The following is a 26,459-nucleotide window of genomic DNA, read 5'->3' as shown; positions in this document are numbered from 1 at the left end:
CCATCGACGCGGGCGAGCCCGTCCGCGTCGGGTCGGCCGCAGCGCGTGGCCGAGGTCGTCGGCGTGGACCTCAACGATCCAGACCCGCCCGACACTCCAACGAGGAGTCATCCCTCCCATGACCCCGACTTCGACCTCGACCGTCGCGCCTTACCGCATCCGTGAACGGCCCGGCCGATCAGCGGGTGCTCAGACGAGGCCGCCGACCAGATCCGAGACTGAGCCCGTGGAACTCCGCGACCACCCAACCCGGTCACTGTGATTTCTCGGAGCTGATCGCCATCCTCATCAGCCCCGTCGGCCTGCCGGCTTCCACCCCGGGATCGAGGTCACCGAACCAACTCTGGCGGCGGCACCTCCCTCGCAACCATGCCGCTTGCCTCCGACCCCCTTGTGGCAACCAGCCCGGAAGCTGCCCGGCCAGGACTACCTCCACCACGTACTTGTCTCCCAGTTGTGCCGCCTCTCTACCTACGGGGCTCGGGAGCAGACTCGGGGACCATGCCCCGCGGCCCGGGGCCGCCGGCCGACATGAGGCGCCGCTTGCGGGACGGCGTCTCATGTTGTCGGGCGAGCCGTCTACCGGGCGGCTGGGACCGGCTCCGGCGCGGTCGCCGCACTCCTCGGATCGATGAGGATCTTGGCGTGCGACTCGGGGTCGGTGAGTGCGTCGAAGGCGTTTGCCACCCCGTCCAGGCCCACGGTGCCGGTCACCATCGGCCGGGGGTCGAGCGTGCCGCCGGCGATCATGTGGAGGGTGTCGCGGAACTCCAGCGGCGTGTAGCCGACGACGAACCGCAGGTCGATCTCCTTGTTGATCGCCAGCACCGGCCGGATCGTGTCCGGCGTCATGCAGACCCCTGCCACGACGACGCGTGAGCTGAGCGGCGCGTTGGTGATGATCTCCTCGAGCATGCCGGGAACGCCGACGCACTCGAAGATCACCGGGCGCTGGGACGCAGTCTTCCCGAGCTTGTCGAGCACCCGCCAGACGGTGTGCCACGGCAGCGGGGACGCGCGCAGCTTGCGCATCGCGCCGATACCCATCTGCACCTTGGCGGGGATGCTGGTCACGAAGCCGCGGTCACCCGCCGCCTGGTAGGGCGAGGTCTCGCGGGGATCGACGACGACGTCGGCCCCGAACGTCGCCGCCAGCTGCCGCCGGCGGTCGGACAGGTCGCTGGCGACGACTGTCCGGACTCCCTGCGCCTTGAGCACACCGATGATCGCCAGACCGACCGGACCGCACCCGATGACGATGGTGACATCACCCTTGGCCACCTCGGCCCGCTGGACGGCGTGGTAGCCGATCGCCATCGGTTCGGTCAGCACGGCGGCCTCCGGGGCGAGGCCCTCGGGGACCGGGAACATCATCGCCTCCTCGACGACGACCTGCTCGGCGTAGGCGCCGGGGGCCGAGGCGGAGATGCCGATGGCGTGCACGTCCTTGCCCGCGCGCACCACCGGCATCGCCACGACCAGCGTGCCGATCGGGACCTTCCCTGCGCACTCCGGCCCATAGGCTGCGACCCGGCCGACGAACTCGTGCCCCATGACGACCCGCTGGTCCGACCGCATGGCTCCGTCGTAGCCGGCCTCGGCCAGGGCGTCGGCCTGCTGGTCGGCGTGGTGACGGGCGTGCAGGTCCGAGCCGCAGATCCCGCAGCTCTCGACGTCGAGCAGCACATGGCCCTTCCCCGGCCGCGGCGCCGGCACCTCGACGACCGCCAGCTTCGTCCCGTGACAGACGACGGCCCTCATCGAGGCAGCATGGTGGCGTCATCGAAGGCCGGGATCGGCAGGATGTAGGGGTCGAGCAACTCCCGGGCCTGCTGCGCGGTCAGCACGTCGGCCGGATCGAGCTTGACGTACTCCCGCACCGAGGGGTCGAACTCCCACACGTCCTCGCCGAGCAACAGGCCACGGTGGTCGTAGGGCCAGATCATCGCGATCGCCGACTTCGACAGGTACATCGCCTCGGGATCGACGTCGATCCCCGCGTCGGCCGGCAACTCGGACCCAAGCGTCTGCTGCCAGCTGATCCCCCGGCCCATGACGACGTGATCACCGACCGCGACCTGCTCGTCGGACACGTAGAAGACCGCCTGATCGGTGTCGGTCCAGTGCTTGTACAGGCCACCGATCTGCTCCTTCCCGCGCAGCTCGAAGTACGGCTGGCGAGCGAGGGAGAACCGGTAGTGCGGCTCGTCGACGGTCAGCTCGGGGTCGAGGATCTCCTCCCAACGGCCGGCCGACTCGAGGTAGCGGTGCCGGAGGTAGACCTGCAGCAGGTACCTGTGGCGCGGATTGTCGGTCTGCTCGAGCGTCTTCTCCACGGCCGCGTTCTGCTGGGTGATGTCCAGGGTCGTGTCGCCTATCCGAACCATGGGGATGCCTCCGATGTGTAAGTAACGGTTGCGTTAGTAACGGGTGCGTAACTTACGCTTGCAGCTGTGACGACGGCAACAGGTCCGGCCCGCCGGATGCGCGCACCCGCCCGCCGCGCCCAACTCATCGACGTCACCGCACGGCTCGCCGTCGAAGAGGGTTTCCACGCGGTGTCGGTGGAGGCGATCGCCCAGCGCGCCGGCGTCACCCGCGCGGTGATCTACCAGCACTTCCCCGACCTCCACGCCCTGCTCGAGTCGGTCATCGACCGCGAGATGACGCTGGCCCAGGCGCAGGTCGCCCACACCACGCCGACCGACCTCGGCACAGGTCAGGCCAAGGAACTGCTGCTGCACAACCTCGCGGCATTCCTCACCGCAGTGCGCGAGAACCCCATGACCTGGCGGCTGGTGCTGCTGCCGCCCGAAGGCGCGCCCGCCCTGCTCCGCGAACGCATCCAGCACGGCCGCAGCATGGTGCTCGGGCAGCTCACCCGGGCGGTACGGCGTGGACTCCGGGTCGAGGAGTTCGGCGATGCGGAGCTGACCGCCCACCTCCTGTCAGCGATCGCCGACGAGTACGCCCGCCTGGTGCTCACCGATCCCGAGCGCTACCCACCCGACCGGCTCCTCCAGCACGCGGACCGCTGGCTCGACCGGGACGCCTTCGGCCTGTGACACGGTGGGGCACCGCCGAGCAAGGGCGGGCGCCCCACGCATCGTCGGACCGGTAGGGCGCGGAACCGTGCAATCCAGGTGCCCATGCTGCGATGAGGAATCACCGGACCGGAGGCCTGGTCATCGCTGCTCGCCCTGTCGCGCTGTTGCCACCCATCGCCGACTCGCGCACGACTGGGCCGACTCTCCCAGTCGACCTTCCAGGACTTGTCGAGCCGCGTCACTGTGCGTCCCAGGGCCACGTCTTCCATCAGCTGGGGACCCGTCTCGACGCTGAGGTGCTGGCGGCATCTCGGCACCGGTCCGCACAGCTTCCGCGTGGGACGTCTCGTGGTCTACCGGCGCGCTGACGTGACCGCGTGGCTGCATGAGCAGGCGGAATCAGGGCGGGCTGACCGAGCGGGGTGAGCGGCGGGCGTGAACGCCGCCCCGCGCTTCGCCGATCCGACAGCCGGTGGCAAGCATGTCTGGTCCCGGGTTCAGTGGAGGCTCGGAACTGACGCAGCGACGGTAGTCGCCACGGGGTTGTGCGGGTAGAGGTCGTCCTCGTGCTCGACCGGTGGGACCAGTCCGATCTCGCCGTGCAGTCGTCGGTGGTTGAACCAGTCGACGTACTCGGCGACGGCGATCTCGAGGTCGTCGATGCTCTTCCGGGGGCCGCGGTTGCGGACCAGTTCGGCCTTGAAGAGGGAGTTGTACGCCTCAGCGAGGGCGTCGTCATAGGAGTCGCCGGTGGAGCCGACCGAAGCCACGGCGCCGGCGTCGGCCAAGCGCTGGGTGTAGCGCACGGCGACGTATTGGACGCCCAAGCCCCGAGTGGTGAACGAGCCTGCCGAGGTCACGGCCGGCGCGCCGGCGGGTCCAGATGCCCATCTCCAGGGCATCCACGGCGAGGTCGGTGCGCAGCGACTTTGACAGCTGCCAGCCACGACCCGGCGGGAGTAGACGTCGATGACGAAGGCGGCGTAGACCCAGCCGGTGAACGTCCGGCAGTAGGTGATGTCGGCGACCCACAACTGGTCCGGGCCGGTCGCGGTGAACGCCCGATCGACCAGGTCGGGCGGGTGTCGGTGCCAGCGCCGGGCACGGTGGTGCGCGGGCCCTTGGCCCGCGTGGTGCCGCGCAGCCCGGCGGGGCGCATCCGCCGCTCGACGGTGCAACTGGCCACGGCGTGGCCTTCCCGGCGCACTTCGGGAATTGGCTTACCGGCGACACCGAGCAACTCAGGCTTCGCGCTTGCAGCGCTCCGCTCGGCGGGACGCGACCACCGGCCGGGTCGCCAGATACGGAACGGCCGCTACCGTGGAAGGGCCGCCCCTTCCGAGCGTGAGCGGCAGGACATGGGGGTTGGACGCGTTGGGCCTCGGACCTACGGGTGGCATCGATGACCCCCGTAGCGCGGCCGGCGCCGCGCCGGGTGGCTGCGTCGGGCCGGGCTTCCGGCATGACGCGCTGATCTACGACTCGGTCGAGGACCTGGTCGACGTCGCCGCTCCATTCCTGCTCGAGGGGCTGGCCGGCGGTGACGGAGCGGTGATCGCCGCCGGTTCGGACGCCACCGCCGCCCTCCACGACGCGGTCGGGAACAACCCGCTGGTGCTGGTGCTCGAGCGGCACGCGCTCTACCGCGCCCGGACGCCGACGGCGATCACCACCTTCCGTGGGCTGAGCGAGCAAGCCCGCCCGGGCCGGCGAGTCCGGGTCGTCGGCGAGGTCGACTTCGGCACCACCGCCGCGGACTGGACCGAATGGCAGCGCTACGAGGCCGTGATCAACGCCGCGTTCGCGCCCGCGCCCCTGTGGGGGTTGTGCGTGTTCGGCGCCGGGTTGCCCGAGCCGCTGCTGGCCACCGCCCGGCACACCCACCCGCACCTGGTCAGCCGCACGGGCCGGCTGGCGAACGCCGACTACGTCGACCCGGCGGCCTACCTGGCGCACCTGCCGGTGCCCGACGAGCCGCTGGAACGGGCGACGCCCGCGCTGGCCGTCGACGACGTCACCGACTTCATCGCGTTGCGGCGCACCATCCGCGGCTACCTGCGCACCGTCCCGGGACCGGCCTACCTACTGGAGGACTTCCAGCTGGCGGTGGACGAGATGACCTCCAACGCCATGCGGCACGGCAGCCGACCGGTCAGCCTGCGGCTGTGGAGCGCACCCGGACAGCTGGTGTGCACCATCGGCGACGCCGGAGCCGGGCCGGTCGACCCGTTCGCCGGGTACGGCCCGGCGCACGGCGAGGACCTGTCTGCCGGCGGCATGGGGCTGTGGCTGGCCCGCCAGCTGTGCGACCACGTGACGCTGCGCCGTGACCCGCACGGCAACAGCGTCCGGCTCACCTCCCACTGGGCCTGAGGAGGCCTTCCACCGGCTGGGTCGGTCAGTCCAACGGGAAGCCCGGCGGCACCCGGTTGGGGCCGGCCTCGGCGGGGCGCGGCCGGTCCTGCGGGTGCAGCCGGACCGCGATCAGGGCGACGTCGTCGTCAGGTGCGTCGGGCAGCATTCGGGCGAGCAGCTCATCGCACAGCTCGTCCAGGTCCCGGCCCGCGAGGTCGGCCAGCGCTGCCTCGAGCCGCGCCGTCCCCGCATCGAGGTCGGAGTTCCGGCGCTCGACCAGTCCGTCGGTGTAGAGGATGACGACTGCGTCCCGTCCCAAGGTCACCTGTGACTCACGGCGGGGTGCGTGGGCGTCGACCCCGAGGTGCCCACCTGCCCGGCGTTCAGCGCCAGCGCCCACCGAGACCGGTCGATCTCACGCTCGGCAAGCAGTTCCCGCGCCTGCGCTACGGCTCGGTCGGCACGCTGCTGGGCCGCCCGCAGATGCAGCTCTGAGACCCCATGGCCTTCGGCCGCCTCGAACGGTGGAAGTCGCCGACTTCCTTCACAGCTGCATGCGCCGGCCAGATCGGTCAGCACGGACAGGTCCTCGTCCGACCACTGGCGCGGGCGGCTGTCGATCGCGCACAGCGAGCCGACCAGCGTGCCGTCGGTGTCGGTGATCGGTACGCCGGCGTAGGCGACGACGTGCAGGTCAGGGATCGCCAGGTTGTCGGCGACCAGCGGGTCCGTGCGGGCATCGGGGATGAGCAGCGGCGCAGCCGAGCGCACAACGTGCTGGCAGAAGGAGTGGCTCAGCGGCGTCCGGCGGGTCGACTGCCATGGCTCGGGCAGCCCCGGCGCGCCGGGAAACACCTGCTCGTCGACGGACACCATCGTCACCAGCGCGACGGGCACGTCCAGCTGCGCGCGGACCAAGCGGACCGGCGGGCAACGAGCCGGTCACCGGGTCCCCCCGGAACAGGGGAACGACGGCGTCGTCCCTCCGAGTCAGCGCGACGACGATACCGGCCTGTTGCTCAAGCCTTAGGTCATCGGCCTCTTTCAGAAGGCGCCGCCGGCTGCGCCGACATCCTCCGACTCGGCTCGCCGGCTGGCCAGGGGGCAGCCGGATGCGATCTGGCCGGCCGGCGATCAATCTCGCCGGCGACCGAAAGGCACCGCGCCCGTCTCGGTGAGCTCGCGGGCGACGTCAGCCAGCTTTCGGTTGACCTCCTGGGACGCACGTGAGAGCACTCCGAAAGCCTGATCGGCGGTCAGCTTGTACCGCTCCATCAGGATGCCCTTGGCCTGCCCGATGACGTCGCGGGTACTCATCCCCGAGCGCAGGTTCGACTCGTGCTCGGCGCCGGCGAGGGCAACTGCGGCATGACTGGCGAAGATCTGACCGATGTCCTGGCACTCGTCGTCGAAGGCCCCGGGATTGCTCGCGTAGAGGTTCATGGCGCCGAGTTGGTCTCCGGCGACGAACAATTGGAAGCACATCATGCTGCCGACGCCGAGAATCGGTGCCTCCCTGGCGAACTCCGGCCAGCGGTCGTCAGCGCCGACGTCGTCGACCCGGACAACTTCGGACTCCCAGACCGCGTCCAGACACGGTCCCTGCTGAAGTCGGTCCTGCAGTGCGTCGACCTGCCTGGGCAGGTCGCTGCTCCAAGCGCGCGGCTCCACCTTTGCACGGCCGATCACGTAGGTGATGCCGCACTCGTCGGCGTTCGGCACTGTCGCAACCGCCCCGGCGGTGATGCCCTGCAGCGTGCCCTCGACGTCGCCGTGCTCCTCCTGCAGCTGACGAGCGACGCGGCTCATCACATCGCCAAGACCGAGCGTCGGCGAATGGTCGCTGTCGTCTCGAATCGCCCTCATGCCCAGACGCTACCGCCGTCGCCGCGCAGGCCCGCTGTCGTTCCCCGTGCCCGGGGCCGGCGGCAGCGCGGACCTGGGCACCCAGGTCCGCCGACACACCTCACCTGCGCACACCGCCGTGGCGTTACCGCGCCTTGGTGCGTGCCGTGCCTTGGTGCGTGCCGCAATCTATCCCTCGCTTCGAGGGCAGCCTTCCTCGCGATCGAGACAGGCCCGAAGTCGCGTCGGCGCTTCTCCCGACGACGGAAGGCTTGGCGCGGCGGTTCACCTCGACCGGAGCTGTAAGGCCCATCTGGTCGGGCGCCGTCGCATGCCGACTCTCGCTGAGGTGTCAGCAGACGGCTCCGAACAGCGCCTTCTCCCGGGAAGAGCGACTACTCACCAGCGGAGCAGGGATGTGCGGTCAGCGAGGACGACGGACAACGGCAGATCCTGCGCTGGCACCGCCCCACGTCTCTGCCGCTTGCGACGGCCCGCTTCCGTCCGTCGTCGACAGCTATGGCGGCGACGCCCACCGGCTGCTCACCGACCTGGCCGGTCTCATCGGCGCCAGCGTCCCCTACGTCGACCGGCCCACCGTCGAAGCCCACCTCGAGCGGCCCCCTGTCCGATCGAGAGTGGGCCGCGACCACGCAGCAGTTCACGGCCGTGGCCTTCGACGACCACGTGGGAGATGCCGGCAGCCTCCGCACCGACTGGATCCAGGACGTCCTGGCCCGGGCCGACGTACCCGGTCGTGGCCGCACCGGTCAGCCGGTCGCCGTATTTCCATTGGGCGAAGCATGATCACCGGCCGGACGTGCCCGACCTGCGGCTACAGCGGCACGTACGCCAGCGACGCCCTCGCCGACGTCCACCACACACGCCATTCCGGTGCCAAGCACCGCCGGGCCATCGAGCGGGCACGTCGCCGTGTCCAGCGCGCCCAGGGTCGGGTGAGGCGGAACTGCACTCATCCGCGTGCCCGGCACGTGCACGGAACGCGCGTCGCCTATGTGAGAGATCGCCGCCGATGCACCGAGTGCACTGCTGCCAGAACCGCGGCGGGCCGTGCCGTGCATCGCGCGCAGACCTTCGGCCGATGGCGGCCGTTCGTAGACGCTGCCCCGGTGCGCGAGCGCATCCGCGCGTTGCGCTCCGCCGGCATCGGCGTCGAGCGGATCGCCATGCTCGCGGGCATCTCCACCAGCCACGTCCGCGACCTGGCCGATCCTGGACGCGACGGCAACCCAGGCATCCAGCGGGTCCGGCCCGAGACCGCCCAGCGGGTCTTGCGCATTCGGATCGACCACGCCAGGCGGGCGCCGGCAAGTCACGTAGCCGCCAGGGGTACCCGTCGCCGGCTACAGGTCCTGAACGCCGTCGGATGGCCGCACCACGAGCTGGCCGCGAAACTCCGCCGAACCCCGCAGGCCTTCGACGCAGGATGCGCAGCGACCACGTCACCGCGCAGACCGCGCAGGACGTCAGCGCCCTCTACGAGCAGCTGTGGAACCTGCGCCCGCCGCAATGCACCGGCGACCAGCGCACCGCTACCGACGCCGCGCAGGCTCTCGCCGCTGAACGCGGCCGGCTCCCGCCGCTGGCCTGGGACGACATCGACACCGACACAGATTCCCGCCACCACACTGAGCGTGTGGAGACGGGCGACGACCTCGACGAGATCGCCATCGAGCGCGCTCTCGCTGGTGACGGCGTCCACTTCGAGCACCTGACCCCGGCCGAGCAGGATGACGTCGTCCGGCGCCTCACGGAGCGCGGCAGGTCGATCCGCGACATCGCTCAACAGCTCGCCACCACCACACGCACGATCTCCCGCCGGCGCACATCCATCAACGCCGCATGACCGAGTGAGCACCCGCTTCGTCGTCTTGTCACATGCTTGGTCCGCCTCACACACCGATCACGCGCATGGGGCACGTCTCTGCCTCCACCGAGGCGCTGCTCGACGCCGGCATCGCCGAATCCGTCGGTCGGTCGGCGCGAGCAGACCGTGGCCGTCCGTGACAGCTCCTACGCCACGATCCGAAGCACGTGGTCGCCTGCACGAGACGGGAATTCGCTCCCACCACGAGGCCGGCCGCGGTTCACCGGCACATCAGGGGGCATGGTCCTGAGCAACCGACCACGGGAGGACGGACATGCGGACGACAACGGAACGAGTGCACCCGGCCGGACCGCCGGCGGCGTCGGTTCGGCCACGGTCCGGAGGGGTCGGCCGGTCGAGTTCCCCGGCGGCGGAGCGGGTGAGCGACGACCTGCGACGCGGCACCGGTAGTTTCCTGGAGCAGAGGCGGCGGGTGGCGGGGCTGACATCCCTGGCCGCAGCCGCGCTGGGCGTGGTCGGGCTCTACCAGTTCGGGCTGTTGCGCCGGGTGCCGGAGTTGTCGCTGCCATTCCTCGACGCCGATGCGGTCGACGCCTCCGGCGAGGCCTACCAGGAGCTGAAGACCCCGGACGCCGCCCTCGGCCTGCTGAGCGCCGGGGTCACCCTGGCGCTGGCCGGAATGGGCGATCGCGACCGCGCCCGGACGATCCCGTGGGTGCCGCTGGCGCTGGCCGCGAAGACGGCCGCGGACGCCGGCGGCGGCATCTACCTGTTCGCCGAGCAGGTCACCAAGCACCGCAAGGTCTGCTCCTGGTGCACCGTCGCCGCCGTGGCGCAGGTCGCCACCTTCCCGCTGGCGCTGCCCGAGGCGCGCGCCGCCCTCCGTCGCCTGCGGGGACGGTCGTGAACGGCCTCGGCGGGCACCTGCACGAGGACCTGCTCGACGGCGAACCGATCCGCTGGCTGGAGCACGGCGAAGGCTCCCCCGTCGTCCTCCTGCACGGCATCCCGACCTCTCCCCGGCTGTGGCGCCACGTCATGCCCCTCGTGAGCGGCCGTTCCCTCGCGCTGGAGATGGCCGGGTACGGCAGCTCCATCCCCGACGGCGAGGGCCGCGACCTCGGCCTGTCCGCCCAGGCCGACCGACTGCTGCGTTGGCTGGACATGGTCGGCGTCGAGGCGCCGGTCCTGGTGGGGCACGACCTCGGCGGCGGCGTGGCGCAGATCGCCGCCGTCCGGGCGCCCGGCCGGTTCTCCGGCCTCGTGCTCACCAACGCGGTCTGCTACGACTCCTGGCCGATCCCCAGCGTCAAGGCCATGCAGCGGGCCGCGCCCGTCCTTCGGTTCCTGCCCGAGACCGCCCTCTACCCCTCGTTCGTCCAGCTGATCCACCGCGGCCACGACGACCGGGCACGGGCGCTGGAATCCCTGGGCGTGCACTGGCAGCACTACGTCGCCCATGGCGCCGCCCGCAGCCTGATGCGCCAGGTCAGCGCGCTGCACGTGGAGGACACCATCGCCATCAGCGACCAGCTGCCTTCCCTGGGCCTGCCCGCCCGGGTGGTGTGGGGCGAGGCCGACCGGTTCCAGAAGGTCGAGTACGGCCGGCGACTCGCCGCCGACCTCGGTACGACCCTGCAGCCCATCCCCGGGGGCAAGCACTTCACGCCCGAGGACCATCCGGAGGTCATCGCGGCAGCCGTCGACGAGCTGCTCGCACCACCCTCCACGGACACCGCACCGGGACGGGGCGAGATCCATGGCCGGTGACGCCGCCGGGTTCGTGGGCTACCCGATGGTCGAGGAGGCCGACGCCACCGGCGTCGTGGCCGGGGTGTACGCCCGCCTGCTGGAGGACATGCCGTTCGTGCCGAGCCTGTTCAAGTCGCTCGCGCTCTGCCCCGGCTACCTGGTCCTGGCCCACGAGCAGGCCGTCCCCGTGCTGGCCGACGACTCGTTCGGCTCCGCGGCGCAGCAGCTGGTCACCTCGGTGCGGGACATCGCGACGCCACCGGTGGACGCCGAGGTCCGCGGCGCGTTGGCGGAGTTCACCGGGCCGCTGAGCCGGATGCTCCTGCTGGCCGCCGGCCTGCGGCTCACCCTGGACGGCGAGCTCGACCTACCGCCCGCGCCCGGGCGTTCTCCCGCACCCGGGCCCGTCGAGCCGGAGAGCCCGGCACCGTCCCCGCAGGACGCCCCGGCCCCGCGGTTCTACGGCGAGATCCGCGCCGCACTGGCGACGCCGATCATCAACAGCATCTGGCGCAGCCTGGCCGACCGCGGGTTGCTGGACGCCGCCTGGACCGCACTGCGTCCCCAGATACCCGCCACCCTGCCGGCCGCCGATGAGCTACGGGAGCGGGCGACCCAGGCCGCCCGGCACCTGCCGTGGCAGGTCGCTGCCACACCGGCCGCCATGGAGGGGGCGGGGGTCAGCGATGCCCGCCCGGGCATGGCAAGCGTCCTCGACGCCTACGTCACCACCCTGCCCCGGGTTCTCGTCCTCGTGGCCTCCAGCAACCAGCCCGAATGACCTCGCCACCGACCTTCCGTGAGATCTCGATGAGCACCTCGCCGTCCGTGATCGTCTTCGACGTCAACGAGACCCTGTCCGACATGAGCCGATGGCCCGGCGGTTCACCGACGTCGGAGCAGACGCCTCGCTGGCGAAGCTCTGGTTCGCCACCCAGCTTCGCGACGGGTTCGCCCTGACAGCGGCGGGCTCCCCCACCCATTCGCCGAGCTGGGCGTCGAAGCGCTGCACACGGTGCTGCGGGACGTGGACCTCGACCGCGACCTGGACGCGGTCGTCGACCATGTCATGAGCGGCTCCGGGCAGCTGCCCGGGCCGAGCTGGCCGCGGCAGAGGAAAGCGTGCGCAGTCGGAGACGGCGGTACTCAGCAACCGCCGCACCGGCATGGCGATCGGTGTCCTGATGGCGTCCGCGAAGGTCACCGCGGAGGGCGCGTTCCACCTGCTTCGCGAGGCCAGCGGCTAGCGCAACGTCACGCTGTGCGACATCGCCATGAGGTCGTTCTCAGCGAGGAGCTCGTCGTGGTGCCGGTCGACGCCTGACCGGCGGGGTCCGCGTCGGAGTGGTCGCGTCGGTCAGTGCCCGTGTCCGCGGGGCTTGGGCAGCCGCGGTGCGGCGTAGTCGTCGCTTCCGGCGGTGAAGTCGATGCGCGCCCACACGTGCCTGCGGTCGTGGTCGGTCATCCAGCCGTGGGCGGTGCACAGCCCGGCGATGAGGTACAGGCCCAGGCCGCCGTAGGCGGCGTCGCGGCCGACGGCCGGGGCGGGCGGCCGTTCGACGGCTGCGTCGGTGACGTCCAGCAGCCATCCGCTGTCGGTGCCCTCGACGGTGACCCGCACCGGCGGCCGGCCGTGCCGCAGCCCGTTGGACACCAGCTCCTCGAAGACGAGCATCAGCCGCTCGATGTCGTCGTCGGTGGCACCGGCCGGTCGGGCGCCGTCGAGCAGGGCGGCGTACAGGCGCAACCGCAGCGCGGTCAGCTCCGCGACGGTGGCCGGCGCCCCCTCCCACCGCCCGAGCGCGGACTGGGTGTCAGCCTGCGGCAGTGGTCGGCAGGCCCACAGCGTCTCGCTCATGCACTCCGCTCCGCACTCGTTGCGCCGCACTCTGCGGAGCCGGTGCCGACTGTGAGCCCTCCACCGTCGTGGTGTTCGGCGCGAACGGGCTGCCATCCGGAGTGAGCAGGTGTCCTGACCGCCGACCGGCGACCACGAATGTCGCGGCCGGCAAGCTCGCCACCGTGACGTGCGCGGCAGCGACGCCACGGCCGACCGCCGCTGGCCATCGGCTCAACGCCGCCCACAGCGGGTGGGGGCTTCGGTCTGGTGGGACGGCTCATCACCACGTACGGCCGGACCGCTCAGGCCGGTCACAAGCACGGGTGAGCATTGCCGACGGCGGCCGTCAACGCTCCCGCGGGTGGGGCATCAGCTGGCGAGCACCTGCGGCGAGGTGACCTTCAGGTGGGAGTTCGCCCAGCGTGCAATCCGCAGGGTCTCCGGATGGCAGCGCTCGGCCACGTCCAGCAGCTCCTGTTCCTTGGCGCCCTGGGCCCCCTGGGCGAGCAGTTCCCAGTCCACCGAGGTGCCGGCCGCCTCGCGGTAGAGGTGCCGGAGGTCGGCCAGTAGCAGCAGTCCGGGCACGGACCGTCGACCGGTCAGCTCGGAGGCCCGCTGCTTCATCGTCTCCAGTACGGCCGGCTCCCCCGACGCCTCGGATTCCAGTCTCAGCCCGAAGTCCCGTCCGACACGGGCCAGCTCGGCCACGTGCTGCCGAGACCACTTCGCCATGTCCCGGCAGACGTAGAAGACCTCGTGGTCGGACTTGTGCTTGTCCGACATGGACGTCAGCACGGTGACCAGGTGGTTCTCGGAGCGGTGCAGTTCCTCGATCGCCAAGTCCAGCTTCATGGCCGACCCCCCGTGATGATGAGTTCCTCGGACTGCGCTGCGTCGCCGCCTGTGGTGGCTGGTACGTCAGCGCCGCTGACCGGGGCGGAGGCGGTTGTCGTCGGCGCCGCGGAAACCTGGCCCTCGGCCTTGGAGATCCGCTGCACGGCAGCAGCCGCGGTCTTGAAGATTGGTTGCTTCGATACCGGGTCCCAGTCGGTCAGGGTGAGTTCGTTGGCCGCCCGGCCATCGTGCTTCTTCTTCGGCTGGGAGCCGTCCTCGGCGTCCCAGTAGCCGTAGTGGAACGGCAGGAAGATTGCCCCGGGCCGGATGCCACTGATCCGAAGTCGCGCCCGCACCCGGCCGCGTGGCGTGCTGACCTCCAGCAGGTCACCTTCGGCGAATCCGCGATCGCTGGCGTCGCTCGCCGACATCTCCACCCAGACCTCGGGCGCCGCGGCGTTCAGCTGCGGCGCCCGGCCGGTCTTGGTGCGGGTGTGGAAGTGGTACAGCGTGCGGCCGGTCATCAGCTGGAACGGGTAGTCCTGGCTCGGCAGCTCGTGCGGGCCGATGTACTCGGCCGCCTTGAGCACCGCCTTGCCGGTCGGGTTGAGCGCCTTGTACTCGGTCTTCTCGACCGGCGCCCCCGTGATCATGTCCCGGCCGTAGCTCTCGCAGTAGTCGGGTTGAGCCCAGAACTTCCCGTCGACGTAGATCCGTTCGGTCCCGTCGGGGTGCTCCTCGTTGCACGGCCACTGGATGCCGCTGCCACCTCGTAGCTTGTCGTAGGACATGCCGGAGTAGTCGCACGGCCGGCCGCGACTGCACTCCTTCCAGCCCTCGAAGGCGCCCTCGGGGTCGGTCCACTTCACCAGCGGCTGGCCGTCCTTGTCCTCGAGGCCCATCCGTTGCGCGAAGTCGATGAGGATGTCCAGGTCAGACCTCGCTTCACCGGGCGGCTCCACCGCCTTCTCCGACAGGTGCACGGTGCGGTCGACGTTGGTGAACGTCCCGGTCTTCTCTCCCCACGTCGCGGCGGGCAGGACGACGTCGGCCAGCTGCGCAGTCTCGGTCAGGAAGATGTCCTGGACGACGAGGAACAGCCGCTCCTGGGCGAGCAGCTCCCGGATCCGGCGCAGCTCCGGCAGCGAGACCGCCGGGTTGGTGGCCGTCACGTACATGAAGCGGATCGAGCCCTCTTCGATGTAGCGCAGCTGCTGCATGATGTGCGTCGGTGGCGAGTAGTGCGGGATCTGCATCGGGTCGATGTTCCAGACCCGGGCGAGGTCCTTGACGTGCTCGTCGTTTGACCAGTTGCGGAACGCCGGCAGGTCGCCGTCCGCCCCCGCCTCCCGGGTGTTCTCCGCGGTGGGCTGACCGTTCATCTGCAGGATCCCGCAGCCCGGCTTGCCGAGCATGCCCCGGATGACGTTGATGTTGTTGACGCTCACCGCGGCCGCCGATGCCTGGTGCGCCTGGTAGAAGCCCTGCAGGACGGTGGAGAGCAGCCGCTCCGCCGTCCCGATGATGCGGGCGGCCTCCCGGATCTGCTCCGCAGGGACGTCGCACACCTCTGCAGCGACCTCGGGGGTATAGCCCTTCATCTGCTTCTCGAGCTCGGCGAAGCCGACGGTGTGCGCCTCGATGTAGTGCCGGTCGATCCAGCCATTGGCGATGATCTCGTGGATCAGGGCGTTCATCAGCATCACGTTCGTGCCCGGCCGCGGGGCCAGGTGCACGGTGGCGGCGCGGGCGACCGGCGTCTCCCGCGGGTCGACGCAGATCACCTTCGGCGGGTTGGGGCCGGCGAGCCGGTCGAGCACGCGGGTCCAGAGCACTGTCTGGGTCTCGGCCATGTTGTGCCCGTAGAGCGCGATGACGTCGGCGTGGTCGATGTCGGTGTACGAGCCCGGTTGCCCGTCGCAGGCGAATGTCTCCTTGAGCGCCGCCGCCGCGGTCGCGGTGCACAGCCGGGTGTTGCCGTCGACGTGGCTGGTGCCGATGCCGCCATGGGCGATCAGGCCCAGCGTGTAGTACTCCTCCAGGAACAGCTGCCCGGTGGTGTAGAAGCTGATCGCACTGGGCCCCTGCTCCTCGAGCAGGTCCTTCGCCCGGCCGACGACGGCGTTCATCGCGGTGTCCCAGTCCGTCTCGACGAGCTTGCCGTTCCGCCGGATCAGCGGCTTGGTCAGCCGGTCCGGGGAATTGTTGGCCTGCCAGCCGAACAGGTCCTTGGGCCCGAGCCGGCCGTGGTTGACCCGGTCCACCTCGCGACCGCGGACGCCCACGATCCGCTCGTCCTTCACGGCGATGTCCAGAGCGTCACCGTTGGAGTGCAGAATCGTCGCCGACTGGACCCAGCGGTCGATGTCCTCCTCGGTCAGCCCGTCGGCCAGGTAGGAGTCAACCCTGCTCGGCCAGGTCTCCCCCGGCCCGTACGGCGTGCGTGTACCCCACGGACCCGCGATCCGGTCGACCTTCACCATCGGTACTCCTCCATGTGGTCTCGTCGCATCACAGCGCTGTACAGGCCGGCCATCATCGGGTGACCCTCCACCCCTTGCCGCTCAGCCGCCACCTATGCGCCGGTGCACGTGACCGTTGAATGACGAACGCGAGCTCGGCAAGCGCGGCGGGTACCGCGCCGCGCCCGACGCCCGAGCTGCACCGACGGGGCATCGTCTCGGTCATCCCCGAACCCCGCGACCAGCAAGGCCACCGCAAACGCCGGGGATCCGCGGGCGGACGCCCCGTCACCTACGACCCCGCGACCTACAAGGGCCGCAACGTCGTCGAACGAGCGTTCTGCCTGCTCAAGCAGTGGCGCGCCCTGGCCACCCGCTGCGACAAGCACGCGGTCAACTACCGCGGCGGTGCCGTCCTGGCCGCCATCCTCACCTGGCTCCGCACCGACCGAACGAGCGAGCCGGACCCGACCACCCGCCGTCCGCGTGGCACACGATGAGGCATGCACTTCATCGAGATGCAGGCCACGGCACGCGCAGTGCGAGCGAAGTACGCGCAGGTAGAGAGCGAGCGATACGGACGCTCGTGGACGGCCGAAGAGATCATGCTGGGCTTCCTCGGGGACGTCGGCGACCTCGCGAAGCTCGTGCAGGGCAAAGCCGGCGTGCGGCCACGCGACGACCTCGACGACGCGTTGGCCCATGAACTGGCGGACTGCCTATGGGCCATCCTCACCCTCGCCGACACCTACGGCGTCGACCTGGAAACCGCCTTCGCCGACACGATGCACGCCCTCACACAACACCTCGACGACTTGCGAGACACGCCCTAGGTGTCGTGACCAGGGACGTTGTTGACAGTCGGCGTGGCGGCTTGTCCACGCGGGAGACTGCGGACGTACTCGGTGTGTCTGAGACGGACTGCACCGCAGGTCTCGTGTCGCAGATCAAACCGCAACTGTCGGTCCAGGACGCTGGTTGCTGCTTCAGCACGTCATGTCGGGTCGGCCGGTGGTGCATGTCCCACCGACCTGGGCGTCAGCCACGCCACCGGCTGCACGTGGCGGCGCCGGTGGTGTACCGAGGCATCGCGGGACTGTAGAGCCGCTCGAGCCGCCCGAGAAACGTCCCCACCAGCAAGCCCGGAAGGTTCGAGCAGCAGGTGCTCGCGATGCGCCGCGAACGGCAGCTCGAATGCCCCCCAGGTCAGGCATGCGACACCGCCGCCCGCCTCTCCCTGTTGAGAGCGGAGCTTCCGGTCGTGCGTGCCAAGCTACGACGCGCCGCACGAGCGGCATGGCGGCGGTTCTCCAGGCGTCCGCACCGGGAGGATCCGTCACAGGCACGGTCGGCGCGGTTGCCCTAGGCGTTCGCCCGACAACCTGCCGACTTTCGCTCACTGACCACCTGCGTCTTTGCAGGTCAACACACCGATTCCCGGGTCTGCACCCCGAAGATGCCGGGCGAACCGATGCGCGTGCAGCCCAGCCGGGCGCAAGGCCGACCCCGTGGACGGCTGACCGGTCACTCGGCCAGGGCTCGCTCCTCCCGCAGCGCCTGGAAGACGCGCCGGCGCAACTGGTCGGCGTCCCGGTCGTCGACGTCTACGAAGCTCAGGGAGATGAGCCAGCGCGGCCCGTTGGCCTGCTGCCGCACGACGTCTGCGCCGAGGTGGAGGACCTCGTCGGTCAGCGTGAGGCCGATGTCCAGGCGCGTTCCCGGCTCCGGCGGGAGGCCCCAGCCGTCGACCAGCACGCGCACGCCGGCCTCGCTCAGGTCGACGGTCTCACCGACCAGCTGTCCGTCGACCCACGGGAGGTACACGGGCAAGGTCACGCGCCCGCGCACCGCCTTCCGCCGCTGGCTCCGCTCGGCCGGCCCGGTGGCCACGAGGTGCCAGCGCACCTCCTCGCCGGGCTCCACCTCGACGATCTTCGCGGGCAGCGTGCGCTCCTCGTTGGCGCCGATCCAGTACAGCGCCACCGGGTCGCCGTCCTTGACCGAGGTCTTCCACGCGGTGCCCTCGCCGTCGGGGCGCACCACGATGGTGAACTCGGTCGAGACGTCGACGCTCGCGGTCACCGTGACACCGCGGGCGACGAGCGTGACGTCAGCGCGCGAACTCTCCTCCGGCCTGCTCGCGTCCTGATCCGTCATGGGGGCTTCCGCTCGGAACCAATGTGTAGCGACCACACCGTGTCGCCGACCCTCCATCGGTCCCTCCGGCAGGAACTTGAGCGGAACTGGCCAGGACCGCTCATAATTCTTCCGCAGTCCGGGTCCCGGCCACGGCGCTACCTCTGGCCGCGGACTGGCCCGGTCAGCCGGCCAGCAGGTAGCCGGGGGCTCCACGCAGCGACTGCGCGGCCGAGGCCGCGGCGGCGCGCAGTGCGACGGCGGACTCGGCCAACCGGTCGGCCAGCACCAGGTCGAGGTCGGCGTCCTGCAGGTCGTCGATGGTCCACAGCGGCACGAGTGCGCGGTCGTCGGCGGCGGAGGCGGGGGCTGCGGCGAGGGGGTGCATGGGGGCTCTTCCAGGAGTGGGGGCGTGCCGGTTCACCGGCGGATCGACAGTCCGTCCCGCACCACGAGCCAGCCCCCACGCAGCCGCACGAAATCCGCAAGACCGGTCCGACGGGCCCATCCGTACCCCGTCGGGGTGAGGGCCGGCCCCGGAGCCGCCTGTCCCGCTGCATACCGGGCAACGCTGGTCGAAGGCAGGACGTCGGTGTCGGGACGTCGGACCAGCGGAGGAGGCGGGGATGAGGCGTGCACTGGTGGCGTACGGGGTCGCCCTCGTCGTCCTGATCATGCTGACCCGCGAGTTCGAGGCCGCCGGCTGGCAGGACGTGGGCGCGCTGGAGGTCACCGCGGCGCTGGTCGACTCGCTGCTCGTCCTGGCCGTCGCCGCCGGCCTGCTGCTGGCCGGGCGCCTCGGTCTGGAGCGCTGGGCGCGGTCGATGGCGAGATGGCGCCGGCAGCGGGCCCTCGCCGAGCACCTGGACTGGGCGGACGCCGAGGTCGTCGGCGTCACCTCCTGGCGCACCGTTCCACCGGAGCCGCCGGCGGAGATAGGCCCGGCGCCGACCGCGGCGCAGCCGGCACCGGCCGGGTTCACCTACGTCGGTCCCTCCTACGGCGACGACGTCCGGCCGACACCACCGTTCCCGGAACGCCCCGGCCGCCGGATCTGATCACCAGCGGCGCCGGACGACACATCCCTGGTCGCACGGGCGGTCGAGCCGCTAGGCTTCTCACGTCGGGAAGGCCCTGCGCTATGGCAGGACCCCGATGCACCACCTCAGCTAGGAGCGAGCAATGCCCGAAGGAACTGTCAAGTGGTTCAACGCCGAGAAGGGGTTCGGCTTCGCCACCCCCGACGGCGGCGGACCTGATGTGTTCGTCCACTACTCCGCCATCCAGTCCAGCGGGTACCGCTCGCTCGATGAAGGCCAGCGGATCGCGTTCGACATCGAGCAGGGCCAGAAGGGCCCGCAGGCTGCGAACGTCACCCCGCTCTGATCATCTGATCAGCACGTGCAGCGCCCCCGCCCGGTACACCGGGCGGGGGCGCTGTCGTTCGCGGTGCCGGCAGGTCAGCGCGCGCGGGGCACGTACCCGCCGATGAGCGCCGACATGAGCAGCGCCCCGTCGTGCGGGCCGACGGCGGCCGCCGCGTCGGAGAACGCCCGCCAGCGCTGCCGCTCCACCTCGGTCGGGGTTCGCTCGGCCCGTGCCGCCAGCTGCTCGAGCAGCCGCTCCCACTCCCCCTGCGGCGTCGGCCAGAGCCCCGCCAGCCGCCGCGCCTCCGCCGAGATCGCGGTGATGCGCACGATGTCGCCCGCGTGGTTGGTCAGCGGCTCGATGTAGCCCGCGGACGCCAGGGCCTTCGCCGCCACGAGCACGTCGGCCTTGGGGAGCCCGCTGGCCGGGACCACCGCGCCGAGCAGGTAGGGCGAGCCGCCGTGCTCGGGGGCGTCCACCAGCCGGGCAATGGCCCGCAGGACGGGCAGGTCGCGGGTGAACCAGGTATCGGGCAGAGGGGCCGGCGGGGAGGTCACCGGCCCAGTCTCCCCGCCCGGGCGCGCACGGCGGTGCCCCGCCTCCCCGGACGGGGGACGGGGCACCGACGGGAAGGCCCTCAGCGGTCGCGGACGCCGGTCAGCTGCGGCCGGACGGCGAGGATGACACCGAGCGCCGTGTAGCCGACCAGCAGGTGGGCCGCTCCGACGAACGACCCGACCTCGACGCTGGCCAGCCCGGAGACCGGCAGCATCACCAGCACCCACGTCTCGGCGACCGCCGGCCAGACCCGTGCCGGACCCCGCCACCGCCCGGCGATCGCGATGCGGATCCCGATCGCCGCCATGCCCAGCATCGACAGCGGCCAGAACGCGTCCAGCGCCAGGAAGAACGGGTTCTCCGAGAGGTCCGGGGCGACCATCCACTGGATGGACGCCGCGATCGCCAGGCCGAGCATCACGTGCTCGGCGTGCAGGAAGCCCCGGGCCAGCCGGCCGGTGCCGGTGGCCTGCGTCCGCAGCTGGACGGCGACGAGCGCGACCAGGCCCAGCTGGAAGAGCAGCGAGCTCGCCTTGTACGCCAGCGGGTACTCGCCGGCGACCGGGTCGATGTCGTAGGTGAGCACGGTGCCGAGCGCCCAGGCGGCCGCACCGGCCGCCATGGCCAGCCCGCCCAGCCGGACGAGCAGGGTCGGATCGGTGGCCGACGGGGCGGACGCCACCACGGTGTCGGTGCGGGCGGGCGGCGGGCTGGTGTTGATGGTCATCGGTCCTCCGGAGAGCCAGGGCGCGATGCCCCGGTGGCACCGCCGGGGAGAACCGTCGTGGGCCGGCGTCCCGGGCTGCCAGGGCCGGCGCGCGCGATCTCTCCCGGACGGTGTCCCGGATGGATCGGGACGCCGCGACCCTGGTCGCCGGGACACCCGTCCCGGCATGATCCCCGCCGTGGAGGTCCGGGAGCCCGTCGTCGCCGCGCCCGCGGCGGACTCCGCCGACGCACCTCCGGAGCGGCCCCCGGCCGCACCCGCGGCAGGGTCGCCGGCCGCGCCCGGGCGCGGGTCACCGGTACGGGGCCGGGTCGTGCCCGCCCTCGGCTGGATCGTGGCGGCCGCCTCGATCGCCGCCGTCGCCGGCAGCGCGGCCCTGGACCTGGCCACACCGCCGGAGGCGCGCGCGGCGGTCGACTCGGGAACGGGCTGGGAGATCGGGCTCTCCGGTCTGCTGCTCGCCGTCCCGGGTGCGCTGTTGCTGAGCCGCGCACCGCGGAACGCCGTCTCCTGGGTGGTGGCCGGTGCCGCGCTCTTCTGGGCGCTCGACGGACTGGCGTCGTCGTGGCTCACCTACGCCGTGCAGAGCGACCCTCCGCTGCCCGGTGCCTCGTTCTCGTTCTGGTTCGTGCAGCGGTTCGGCGCGTTCCTGCTGTTCGGCCTGCCCCTGCTCCTGCTGCTCTACCCGGACGGCCGGCTCCCCGGCGGCCGCTGGCGCACCGTGTCCTGGGTCGCGATCGGCTGCACCGCCCTCCTGCCCGTGCTCGTCGTGACCACGCCGGCCGCCGTCCTCGACGAGCGGGCCGGGACGCAGCTCCCGGAGGTCTTCAGCGGCCTGGCGGTGGACCCGACCAGCCTGCCGCTGCCCGAGGCCGTGGTGCTGCCGCTCCTGCACCTGGCCTTCCCGCTCAGCGCCGTCGGGATCCTGCTGCCCCTGGCCGTCGTCGTGCACCGGCTCCGGGCGGCCACCGGCGAGGATCGGCGACGGATGCGCTGGCTGCTGTGGGCCGGCGTCGTCGACGCGCTGGTCATGGTGGTCGCGCTGGCCTTCCCCTCGACCACCGTCAGCATCGACCTCGCCGTGGCCGTCGGCCTGACCGGTCTGGCCGTGACCCTGGGCATCTTGCGGCCCGGGGCGGTCGACATCGACCGGCTGCTGGGCGGCACGCTGGTCTACGGCGGGCTCGCCGCCGGCGTCGTCGTCCTCGACCTGCTCGTCCTCGGCACCGCCGGGATGCTCCTCGGCGACCGCTTCGACGAGCGCAACGCCCTGCTGGTGACGCTGTTGGTCGTCGCCGTCGGCTACGTGCCGCTGCGGGCGGCGCTGTGGCGGATCGTCCGGCGGTGGGCGCTGGGCGAGCGGGAGGACCCCTACCGGGTGGTGTCCGGCCTGGCGGAGCGGCTGGAGCGCAGCGACGGGCCCGATCAGCAGCTCATGGCCGTCGCGGCCGCGGTGGCCGAGGCCTTCCGGTCGCCCTACGTCGGGGTCGAGGTCACGTCCGCCGGCGGTGAGCGCCTGCTGGCCGAGCACGGCCGCCGCCCGGGAGCGGTGCAGTCGCTGCCGATCGCCTACCGCGGGGAGGACATCGGCCGGCTGCTGCTCCCCCGGCACGGCGTGCGGGCCCAGCTGCTCTCCCGGGACGAGCGGCTGCTCGCCGACGTGGTCCGGCAGGCCGCCGCCGCCGCGCGCGCCAGTTCCCTCGCCGCCCAGCTCCAGGCCAGCCGCGAGCAACTGGTCGCCGCTCGCGAGGAGGAACGCCGCCGGCTTCGCCGCGACCTGCACGACGGTCTGGGGCCCAGCCTCGGCGCGGTGGTGCTGCGGATCGACACCGCCCGGAACCTGGCCGCCGGCCGGCCGGAGGATGCGGACCGGTTGCTGCGGCAGGCGCGCGACGACGTGGCCGCCGCGCTGGCCGACGTGCGGCGGCTGGTGCACGACCTGCGCCCGCCCGCGCTCGACGACCTCGGGCTCGCCGGGGCCGTGCGCCAGCAGGCGGAGCGGGTCCTCCCCCCGCAGGTGACGGTGACGTTGACCGGGGACGGCGCCGGGGCCCACCTGCCCGCGGCGGTCGAGGTCGCCGCCTACCGCATCGCGTCCGAGGCGCTGGCCAACGTCGCACGGCACGCACGGGCCTCCCGGGTGGAGGTCGCGCTCGAGCGGGACGCCGGCGCGCTCGTGGTCTGCGTGACCGACGACGGGGCCGGCATCCCGCAGGACGCCCCGGCCGGCGTCGGCCTGGTCTCGCTGCGCGAGCGGGCCGCCGAGCTGGGCGGATCGTGCACGGTCGAGTGCCCGGCCGACGGCGGCACGGTGGTGCGGGCGGTGCTGCCCGCGGGAGGTGGGTGAACGTGGACGAGGAACCGCTGCGCGTGCTGGTCGTCGACGACCACCCGGTGTACCGGGACGGCCTGGCGATGCTGCTCGGCTCGGTGCCCGGCCTGGCCGTCGTCGGCACCGCCGCCGACGGCGCCGCGGCGGTGCGGTGCGCCCGGGTGGAGCAGCCCGACGTCGTCGTCATGGACGTGCAGATGCCCGGGATGGACGGGATCGCCGCCACCCGGGCCATCACCTCGGAGTCGCCCTCGATCGGCGTGGTGGTGCTGACCATGAGCGAGGAGGACGGCACCGTGTTCTCCGCCGTCCGCGCCGGGGCCCGCGGCTATCTGCTCAAGGGCGCCGACCAGGACGAGGTGGTCCGGGCGATCACGACGGTGGCCGGCGGTGGCGCTGTGTTCGGCGCCGCCCTCGCCCGCCGGATCGCCGAGTTCTTCAGCGCCGGCCCGACCGGCCCGGAGACGGCCTTCCCGCAGCTCACCGCCCGGGAGCGCGAGGTGCTCGACCTGGTCGCGGCCGGGCGGTCCAACGCGCAGATCGCCGCCGCGCTGTACCTGTCGCCGAAGACGGTCCGCAACAACGTCTCCAACGTGCTGGCCAAGCTGCAGGTCACCGACCGGGCCCAGGCGATCGTGCGGGCCCGCGACGCCGGGCTCGGCCGCTGACCGGCGGGAATGGCGGTCCGGCGGAGTCCGTTCTCCTGGACATGACGACCTCCTCCCAGCAGCCCCAGGTGCAGAAGACCGACGAGGAGTGGCGCGCGCAGCTGACGCCGGAGGAGTACGCGGTGCTCCGTCAGGCCGGCACCGAGCGCGCCTGGACCGGTGAGTACGTCGACACCAAGACCGTCGGCGTCTACGAGTGCCGCGCGTGCGGCGCCGAGCTGTTCACGTCCGAGACCAAGTTCGATTCCCACTGCGGCTGGCCTTCGTTCTACGAGGCCTCCAACGAGGACAACGTGCTCCTCCGCGAGGACCGCAGCTACGGGATGCTCCGCACCGAGGTGCTGTGCGCCACGTGCCACAGCCACCTGGGCCACCTCTTCGACGACGCCCCCCAGACGCCGACCGGTGACCGCTACTGCATCAACAGTGTCAGCGTCCGGCTGCAGCCCGCCACGACATCGTGATGCTCCGGATCACACCGCGGCCAGGAGCCGTTCCCCGGGTGCGCTGAGCGCGTCCGCGATCGGCGTCGGGAGGCCTCCGGCCCCCGCGACGCCGATCGCCAGACCATGGACGATTACGCCAGATCGGCGACCAGTTCGGCGATCGGTTTGCGGACGCCGGTGTAGAACGGGATCTCCTCGCGGACGTGCCGGCGCGCGCGGCTGGCCCGCAGGTCGCGCATCAGGTCCACGATCCGGTGCAGCTCGTCGGCCTCGAAGGCCAGCATCCACTCGTAGTCGCCCAGCCCGAACGAGGCGACCGTGTTGGCCCGCACGTCGGGGTAGGGCCGGGCCTGCATGCCGTGCTCCTTGAGCATGTCCCGCCGCTCCTCGTCGGGCAGCAGGTACCACTCGTAGGACCGCACGAACGGGTAGACGCAGACGTACCGGCGCGGCTCCTCGTCGGCGAGGAACGCCGGGATGTGGCTGCGGTTGAACTCCGCCGGCCGGTGCAGCGCCATCTGCGACCAGACGGGGTCCAGGTGGCGGCCGAGCTCGGTGCGGCGGAGGCGGGTGTAGGCCTCCTGCAGCGCGTCGGGGGTCGAGGCGTGCCACCAGACCATGACGTCGGCGTCGGCCCGGAGACCGGCGACGTCGTAGACGCCACGGACGACGACGTCCTTGCCGGCCAGCTCCTCGAGCAGCGCGGTCGCCTCGTCGGCGGCGGTGGTGCGCACGTCGTCGGCCATCTGCCGGCTCAGGCGGAACACCGACCACATCGTGTAGCGGATCATCGAGTTCAGCTCGTTGGCCCGCTTCCCGATGCTGCGTTCCTCGGTCTGCGCGTCGGTCTGCTCGGTCATGCGCCCATCATCCCCCGTTCCGCGGACCCGCCCGCGACCCGGTCGGCGCTCCCCGCAGGACGCCGCGAGGGCGGGTCCCGGGACCTCGAGCGGTTCGCGGGGCCCGGGTTCCCCGCCCTCGTCGTCTCCGGGTGCTCAGCGGTCGGCGGAGGAGCTCCGCCGGCCGCGGAGGAGGCCGGCGTGCTGCTCGCGGCAGTCGTCGCAGGCGGCCAGCCAGACGTGGTGGCGGAGGCAGCGCGGGGTGGGATGGGATCGGGGCGCGGTCGGGCGGTTCTGGTCGTGCTGGGTGCTCACGCCCGGTTCAACACGGGGGCGCCTCCCGGGATGCCCGGCGACGCCCGTGGCGCCCGCCACCCGTACCGGTCAGCGGGGCACCACCACGAGGGCAGGACGGGTGCGCCCGGGACGGCACGCCAGCGCCGCCAGCGCCACGGCCACCGCGTCCTCGACCAGCGCCGCCGGCAGGGCCGGCAGCCGGCCGGTGGCCCACCGGCGCCAGGCCGCGCCGGCCACGGAGCCCGCCGCCGCGGCGGCCGCACCCACCGTCGCCGGGAGCGCCCCGTTCGCGCCCGCCCTGGTCGCCAGCCGCGCACCCCCCTCGGCGCCACCCAGCAGCCTCGCCGGCAGTCCCGCGCCGCTGAGCCGGGACGGCGCGTCGGGCTGCTTGTCGGCCCACAGCTCGAGGGCGACGGCACCGGCCGTCCCGACCTTGGCCGCCCGGCCCGAACGCCCCGGGCCGCGTCCCCGGGGTGCGGTGAGGACCGGCCCGGCGAAGCCCAGGCTGCTGCGGCTGCCCGCGGCCAGGCCCAGCAGGGCCGAACGCAGCAGCACCCCTGCCCCCGCCGGCCGGCGCGGCGTGCGGTTCTCCCGGTCGGTGGGCGCCGACTCCAGCACCGCCTGCACCGCCGTCCCGTAGGCCAGGTGCGGCACGGCGTCGGCCGCCCAGTCGCCGGCCGACCAGGTACGCGGGTCGCTGATGCCGAGGCCTGCGACGGTCAGGTCCGTGGCGGCCGTCGACGCCGCGCCGGCGAGCACCGCACCCACGGGGGCCGGGAAGCGCACGCCGTACGAGCGGACGGCGCTGGCGAGCACGCCGACGCCGAGCCCGTTGGCGAGCCCGGCCAGTGTCGCGAGCGCGGACCGGCGCGACTCCCGGGTCGCGCCCGTGCCGGGCACCGGGCGTCCGATGCGCTCGGCCACGGCGTCGACGATCTGCCCGGGCACGGGGCTGGCGGGGCGACCGCGCACGACCATGTCCAGGTAGCTGACGGCGTCGAGCGCGACGGTGCCGGCAGCGCCGGCCGCCAAGCCGCGGAGAAAGGTCCCGGTCATGACCCCGACCCTCGTCGCGCGGGGCGGAGTCGGCAACCGGCGGTCCGC

At 72.2% G+C, this 26,459-nt stretch carries 30 protein-coding genes and 2 pseudogenes; 14 read left to right on the top strand and 18 right to left on the bottom strand.

The window, feature by feature from the left end; genetic code table 11:
- Positions 1-579: 579 nt before the first annotated feature.
- Positions 580-1,761, bottom strand: a complete 1,182-nt coding sequence (locus RM425_RS19100; protein ID WP_311346810.1) for a zinc-binding dehydrogenase — start codon at positions 1,759-1,761, stop codon at positions 580-582.
- Positions 1,758-2,387 carry a hypothetical protein gene (locus RM425_RS19095; protein ID WP_311346809.1) on the bottom strand — a complete coding sequence of 210 codons (630 nt, stop codon included), beginning with the start codon at positions 2,385-2,387 and terminating at the stop codon, positions 1,758-1,760. The genes RM425_RS19100 and RM425_RS19095 overlap by 4 nt, the downstream gene beginning before the upstream one ends.
- Before the next feature lie 66 nt (positions 2,388-2,453).
- Between RM425_RS19095 and RM425_RS19090 the strand changes: the two genes are divergently transcribed.
- Positions 2,454-3,065: a TetR/AcrR family transcriptional regulator gene (locus RM425_RS19090; protein WP_311346808.1), complete on the top strand. Its 612-nt coding sequence runs from the start codon at positions 2,454-2,456 to the stop codon at positions 3,063-3,065.
- A 479-nt stretch (positions 3,066-3,544) separates the two neighbouring features.
- On the opposite strand, the gene RM425_RS19080 is transcribed toward RM425_RS19090, so the two are convergent.
- Together RM425_RS19080 and RM425_RS21735 are read right to left on the bottom strand one after the other, a co-directional pair.
- Positions 3,545-3,874 carry an integrase core domain-containing protein gene (locus RM425_RS19080; protein WP_311346807.1) on the bottom strand — a complete coding sequence of 110 codons (330 nt, stop codon included), beginning with the start codon at positions 3,872-3,874 and terminating at the stop codon, positions 3,545-3,547.
- A gap of 108 nt (positions 3,875-3,982) precedes the next feature.
- Positions 3,983-4,225: pseudogene (locus tag RM425_RS21735) on the bottom strand (DDE-type integrase/transposase/recombinase); the annotation flags it as partial.
- 187 nt (positions 4,226-4,412) lie between these two features.
- Here RM425_RS21735 and RM425_RS19075 point away from each other — a divergent pair.
- Positions 4,413-5,420 carry a sensor histidine kinase gene (locus tag RM425_RS19075; protein WP_311346806.1) on the top strand — a complete coding sequence of 336 codons (1,008 nt, stop codon included), beginning with the start codon at positions 4,413-4,415 and terminating at the stop codon, positions 5,418-5,420.
- A gap of 25 nt (positions 5,421-5,445) precedes the next feature.
- On the opposite strand, the gene RM425_RS19070 is transcribed toward RM425_RS19075, so the two are convergent.
- From RM425_RS19070 to RM425_RS19055, 4 genes are all read right to left on the bottom strand, one after another.
- A complete protein-coding gene (locus tag RM425_RS19070; protein WP_311346805.1) occupies positions 5,446-5,727 on the bottom strand; it encodes a SpoIIE family protein phosphatase in 282 nt (93 codons plus the stop codon).
- Positions 5,724-6,320 carry a GAF domain-containing protein gene (locus RM425_RS19065; protein ID WP_311346804.1) on the bottom strand — a complete coding sequence of 199 codons (597 nt, stop codon included), beginning with the start codon at positions 6,318-6,320 and terminating at the stop codon, positions 5,724-5,726. The genes RM425_RS19070 and RM425_RS19065 overlap by 4 nt, the downstream gene beginning before the upstream one ends.
- 216 nt (positions 6,321-6,536) lie before the next feature.
- Positions 6,537-7,268: a GAF and ANTAR domain-containing protein gene (locus tag RM425_RS19060; protein ID WP_311346803.1), complete on the bottom strand. Its 732-nt coding sequence runs from the start codon at positions 7,266-7,268 to the stop codon at positions 6,537-6,539.
- 749 nt (positions 7,269-8,017) lie between these two features.
- Positions 8,018-8,560: a hypothetical protein gene (locus RM425_RS19055; RefSeq protein WP_311346802.1), complete on the bottom strand. Its 543-nt coding sequence runs from the start codon at positions 8,558-8,560 to the stop codon at positions 8,018-8,020.
- 74 nt (positions 8,561-8,634) lie between these two features.
- On the opposite strand from RM425_RS19055, the gene RM425_RS19050 reads away from it, so the two are divergent.
- From RM425_RS19050 to RM425_RS21730, 5 genes and pseudogenes are all read left to right on the top strand, one after another.
- Positions 8,635-9,114: a hypothetical protein gene (locus tag RM425_RS19050; RefSeq protein ID WP_311346801.1), complete on the top strand. Its 480-nt coding sequence runs from the start codon at positions 8,635-8,637 to the stop codon at positions 9,112-9,114.
- A 400-nt stretch (positions 9,115-9,514) separates the two neighbouring features.
- Positions 9,515-10,003, top strand: a complete 489-nt coding sequence (locus tag RM425_RS19045; protein ID WP_311346800.1) for a vitamin K epoxide reductase family protein — start codon at positions 9,515-9,517, stop codon at positions 10,001-10,003.
- Positions 10,000-10,866, top strand: coding sequence for an alpha/beta fold hydrolase (locus RM425_RS19040; RefSeq protein ID WP_311346799.1), 867 nt, complete (start codon positions 10,000-10,002; stop codon positions 10,864-10,866). The genes RM425_RS19045 and RM425_RS19040 overlap by 4 nt, the downstream gene beginning before the upstream one ends.
- Complete coding sequence (locus RM425_RS19035; protein ID WP_311346798.1) at positions 10,856-11,629, top strand: hypothetical protein; 774 nt, start codon at positions 10,856-10,858, stop codon at positions 11,627-11,629. Before RM425_RS19040 ends, RM425_RS19035 begins: the two co-directional genes overlap by 11 nt.
- A 358-nt stretch (positions 11,630-11,987) precedes the next feature.
- Positions 11,988-12,095 (top strand): annotated as a pseudogene (locus tag RM425_RS21730) (ANTAR domain-containing protein); the annotation flags it as partial.
- 110 nt (positions 12,096-12,205) lie between these two features.
- On the opposite strand, the gene RM425_RS19030 reads toward RM425_RS21730, so the two are convergent.
- From RM425_RS19030 to RM425_RS19020, 3 genes are all read right to left on the bottom strand, one after another.
- On the bottom strand, positions 12,206-12,706 hold the full coding sequence (locus RM425_RS19030) for an ATP-binding protein (protein ID WP_311346797.1): 501 nt from the start codon (positions 12,704-12,706) through the stop codon (positions 12,206-12,208).
- Positions 12,707-13,057: 351 nt separating this feature from the next.
- On the bottom strand, positions 13,058-13,540 hold the full coding sequence (locus tag RM425_RS19025; RefSeq protein ID WP_311346796.1) for a hypothetical protein: 483 nt from the start codon (positions 13,538-13,540) through the stop codon (positions 13,058-13,060).
- Entirely contained in the window at positions 13,537-16,005 is a 2,469-nt protein-coding gene (locus tag RM425_RS19020; protein WP_311346795.1) for a molybdopterin oxidoreductase family protein, read from the bottom strand. Before RM425_RS19020 ends, RM425_RS19025 begins: the two co-directional genes overlap by 4 nt.
- Before the next feature lie 119 nt (positions 16,006-16,124).
- On the opposite strand from RM425_RS19020, the gene RM425_RS21725 reads away from it, so the two are divergent.
- Entirely contained in the window at positions 16,125-16,484 is a 360-nt protein-coding gene (locus RM425_RS21725) for a hypothetical protein (protein ID WP_396137070.1), read from the top strand.
- A 3-nt stretch (positions 16,485-16,487) separates the two neighbouring features.
- On the top strand, positions 16,488-16,817 hold the full coding sequence (locus RM425_RS19010; protein ID WP_311346794.1) for a MazG nucleotide pyrophosphohydrolase domain-containing protein: 330 nt from the start codon (positions 16,488-16,490) through the stop codon (positions 16,815-16,817).
- A gap of 691 nt (positions 16,818-17,508) precedes the next feature.
- Here the strand turns inward: RM425_RS19010 and RM425_RS19005 are convergent.
- Both RM425_RS19005 and RM425_RS19000 read right to left on the bottom strand, forming a co-directional pair.
- Positions 17,509-18,066 carry a PilZ domain-containing protein gene (locus RM425_RS19005; protein WP_311346793.1) on the bottom strand — a complete coding sequence of 186 codons (558 nt, stop codon included), beginning with the start codon at positions 18,064-18,066 and terminating at the stop codon, positions 17,509-17,511.
- A 238-nt stretch (positions 18,067-18,304) separates the two neighbouring features.
- Positions 18,305-18,508: a hypothetical protein gene (locus RM425_RS19000; RefSeq protein ID WP_311346792.1), complete on the bottom strand. Its 204-nt coding sequence runs from the start codon at positions 18,506-18,508 to the stop codon at positions 18,305-18,307.
- A 238-nt stretch (positions 18,509-18,746) separates the two neighbouring features.
- Between RM425_RS19000 and RM425_RS18995 the strand changes: the two genes are divergently transcribed.
- Positions 18,747-19,178 carry a hypothetical protein gene (locus tag RM425_RS18995; protein WP_311346791.1) on the top strand — a complete coding sequence of 144 codons (432 nt, stop codon included), beginning with the start codon at positions 18,747-18,749 and terminating at the stop codon, positions 19,176-19,178.
- Between the two features lie 124 nt (positions 19,179-19,302).
- Positions 19,303-19,506, top strand: a complete 204-nt coding sequence (locus tag RM425_RS18990; RefSeq protein WP_014377016.1) for a cold-shock protein — start codon at positions 19,303-19,305, stop codon at positions 19,504-19,506.
- Positions 19,507-19,580: 74 nt separating this feature from the next.
- On the opposite strand, the gene RM425_RS18985 is transcribed toward RM425_RS18990, so the two are convergent.
- Entirely contained in the window at positions 19,581-20,045 is a 465-nt protein-coding gene (locus RM425_RS18985) for a hypothetical protein (RefSeq protein ID WP_311346790.1), read from the bottom strand.
- An 80-nt stretch (positions 20,046-20,125) separates the two neighbouring features.
- The gene (locus RM425_RS18980; protein WP_311346789.1) at positions 20,126-20,773 is read right to left on the bottom strand and encodes a hypothetical protein; all 648 of its coding nucleotides are present in this window, start codon (positions 20,771-20,773) and stop codon (positions 20,126-20,128) included.
- Positions 20,774-20,951: 178 nt separating this feature from the next.
- On the opposite strand from RM425_RS18980, the gene RM425_RS18975 reads away from it, so the two are divergent.
- From RM425_RS18975 to msrB, 3 genes are read left to right on the top strand one after another with little or no spacing between them, the layout of a single operon-like run.
- On the top strand, positions 20,952-23,120 hold the full coding sequence (locus RM425_RS18975) for a sensor histidine kinase (protein WP_311346788.1): 2,169 nt from the start codon (positions 20,952-20,954) through the stop codon (positions 23,118-23,120).
- 2 nt (positions 23,121-23,122) lie between these two features.
- Positions 23,123-23,773, top strand: a complete 651-nt coding sequence (locus RM425_RS18970) for a response regulator transcription factor (RefSeq protein ID WP_311346787.1) — start codon at positions 23,123-23,125, stop codon at positions 23,771-23,773.
- 41 nt (positions 23,774-23,814) lie between these two features.
- Complete coding sequence (gene msrB / locus RM425_RS18965; RefSeq protein WP_311346786.1) at positions 23,815-24,237, top strand: peptide-methionine (R)-S-oxide reductase MsrB; 423 nt, start codon at positions 23,815-23,817, stop codon at positions 24,235-24,237.
- A gap of 113 nt (positions 24,238-24,350) precedes the next feature.
- Here the strand turns inward: msrB and hemQ are convergent, their stop codons facing one another.
- From hemQ to RM425_RS18950, 3 genes are all read right to left on the bottom strand, one after another.
- Complete coding sequence (gene hemQ / locus RM425_RS18960) at positions 24,351-25,079, bottom strand: hydrogen peroxide-dependent heme synthase (RefSeq protein ID WP_311346785.1); 729 nt, start codon at positions 25,077-25,079, stop codon at positions 24,351-24,353.
- A gap of 135 nt (positions 25,080-25,214) precedes the next feature.
- Positions 25,215-25,373, bottom strand: coding sequence for a hypothetical protein (locus RM425_RS18955; RefSeq protein ID WP_311346784.1), 159 nt, complete (start codon positions 25,371-25,373; stop codon positions 25,215-25,217).
- A gap of 69 nt (positions 25,374-25,442) precedes the next feature.
- On the bottom strand, positions 25,443-26,411 hold the full coding sequence (locus RM425_RS18950) for a hypothetical protein (protein WP_311346783.1): 969 nt from the start codon (positions 26,409-26,411) through the stop codon (positions 25,443-25,445).
- Positions 26,412-26,459 lie beyond the last annotated feature (48 nt).

It is taken from the genome of Blastococcus goldschmidtiae (assembly GCF_031845325.1).
Classification (GTDB): Bacteria; Actinomycetota; Actinomycetes; order Mycobacteriales; family Geodermatophilaceae; genus Blastococcus; species Blastococcus goldschmidtiae.
Note: the sequence above shows the minus strand (reverse complement) of the source record. Positions and strands in the feature narration are given on the sequence as shown.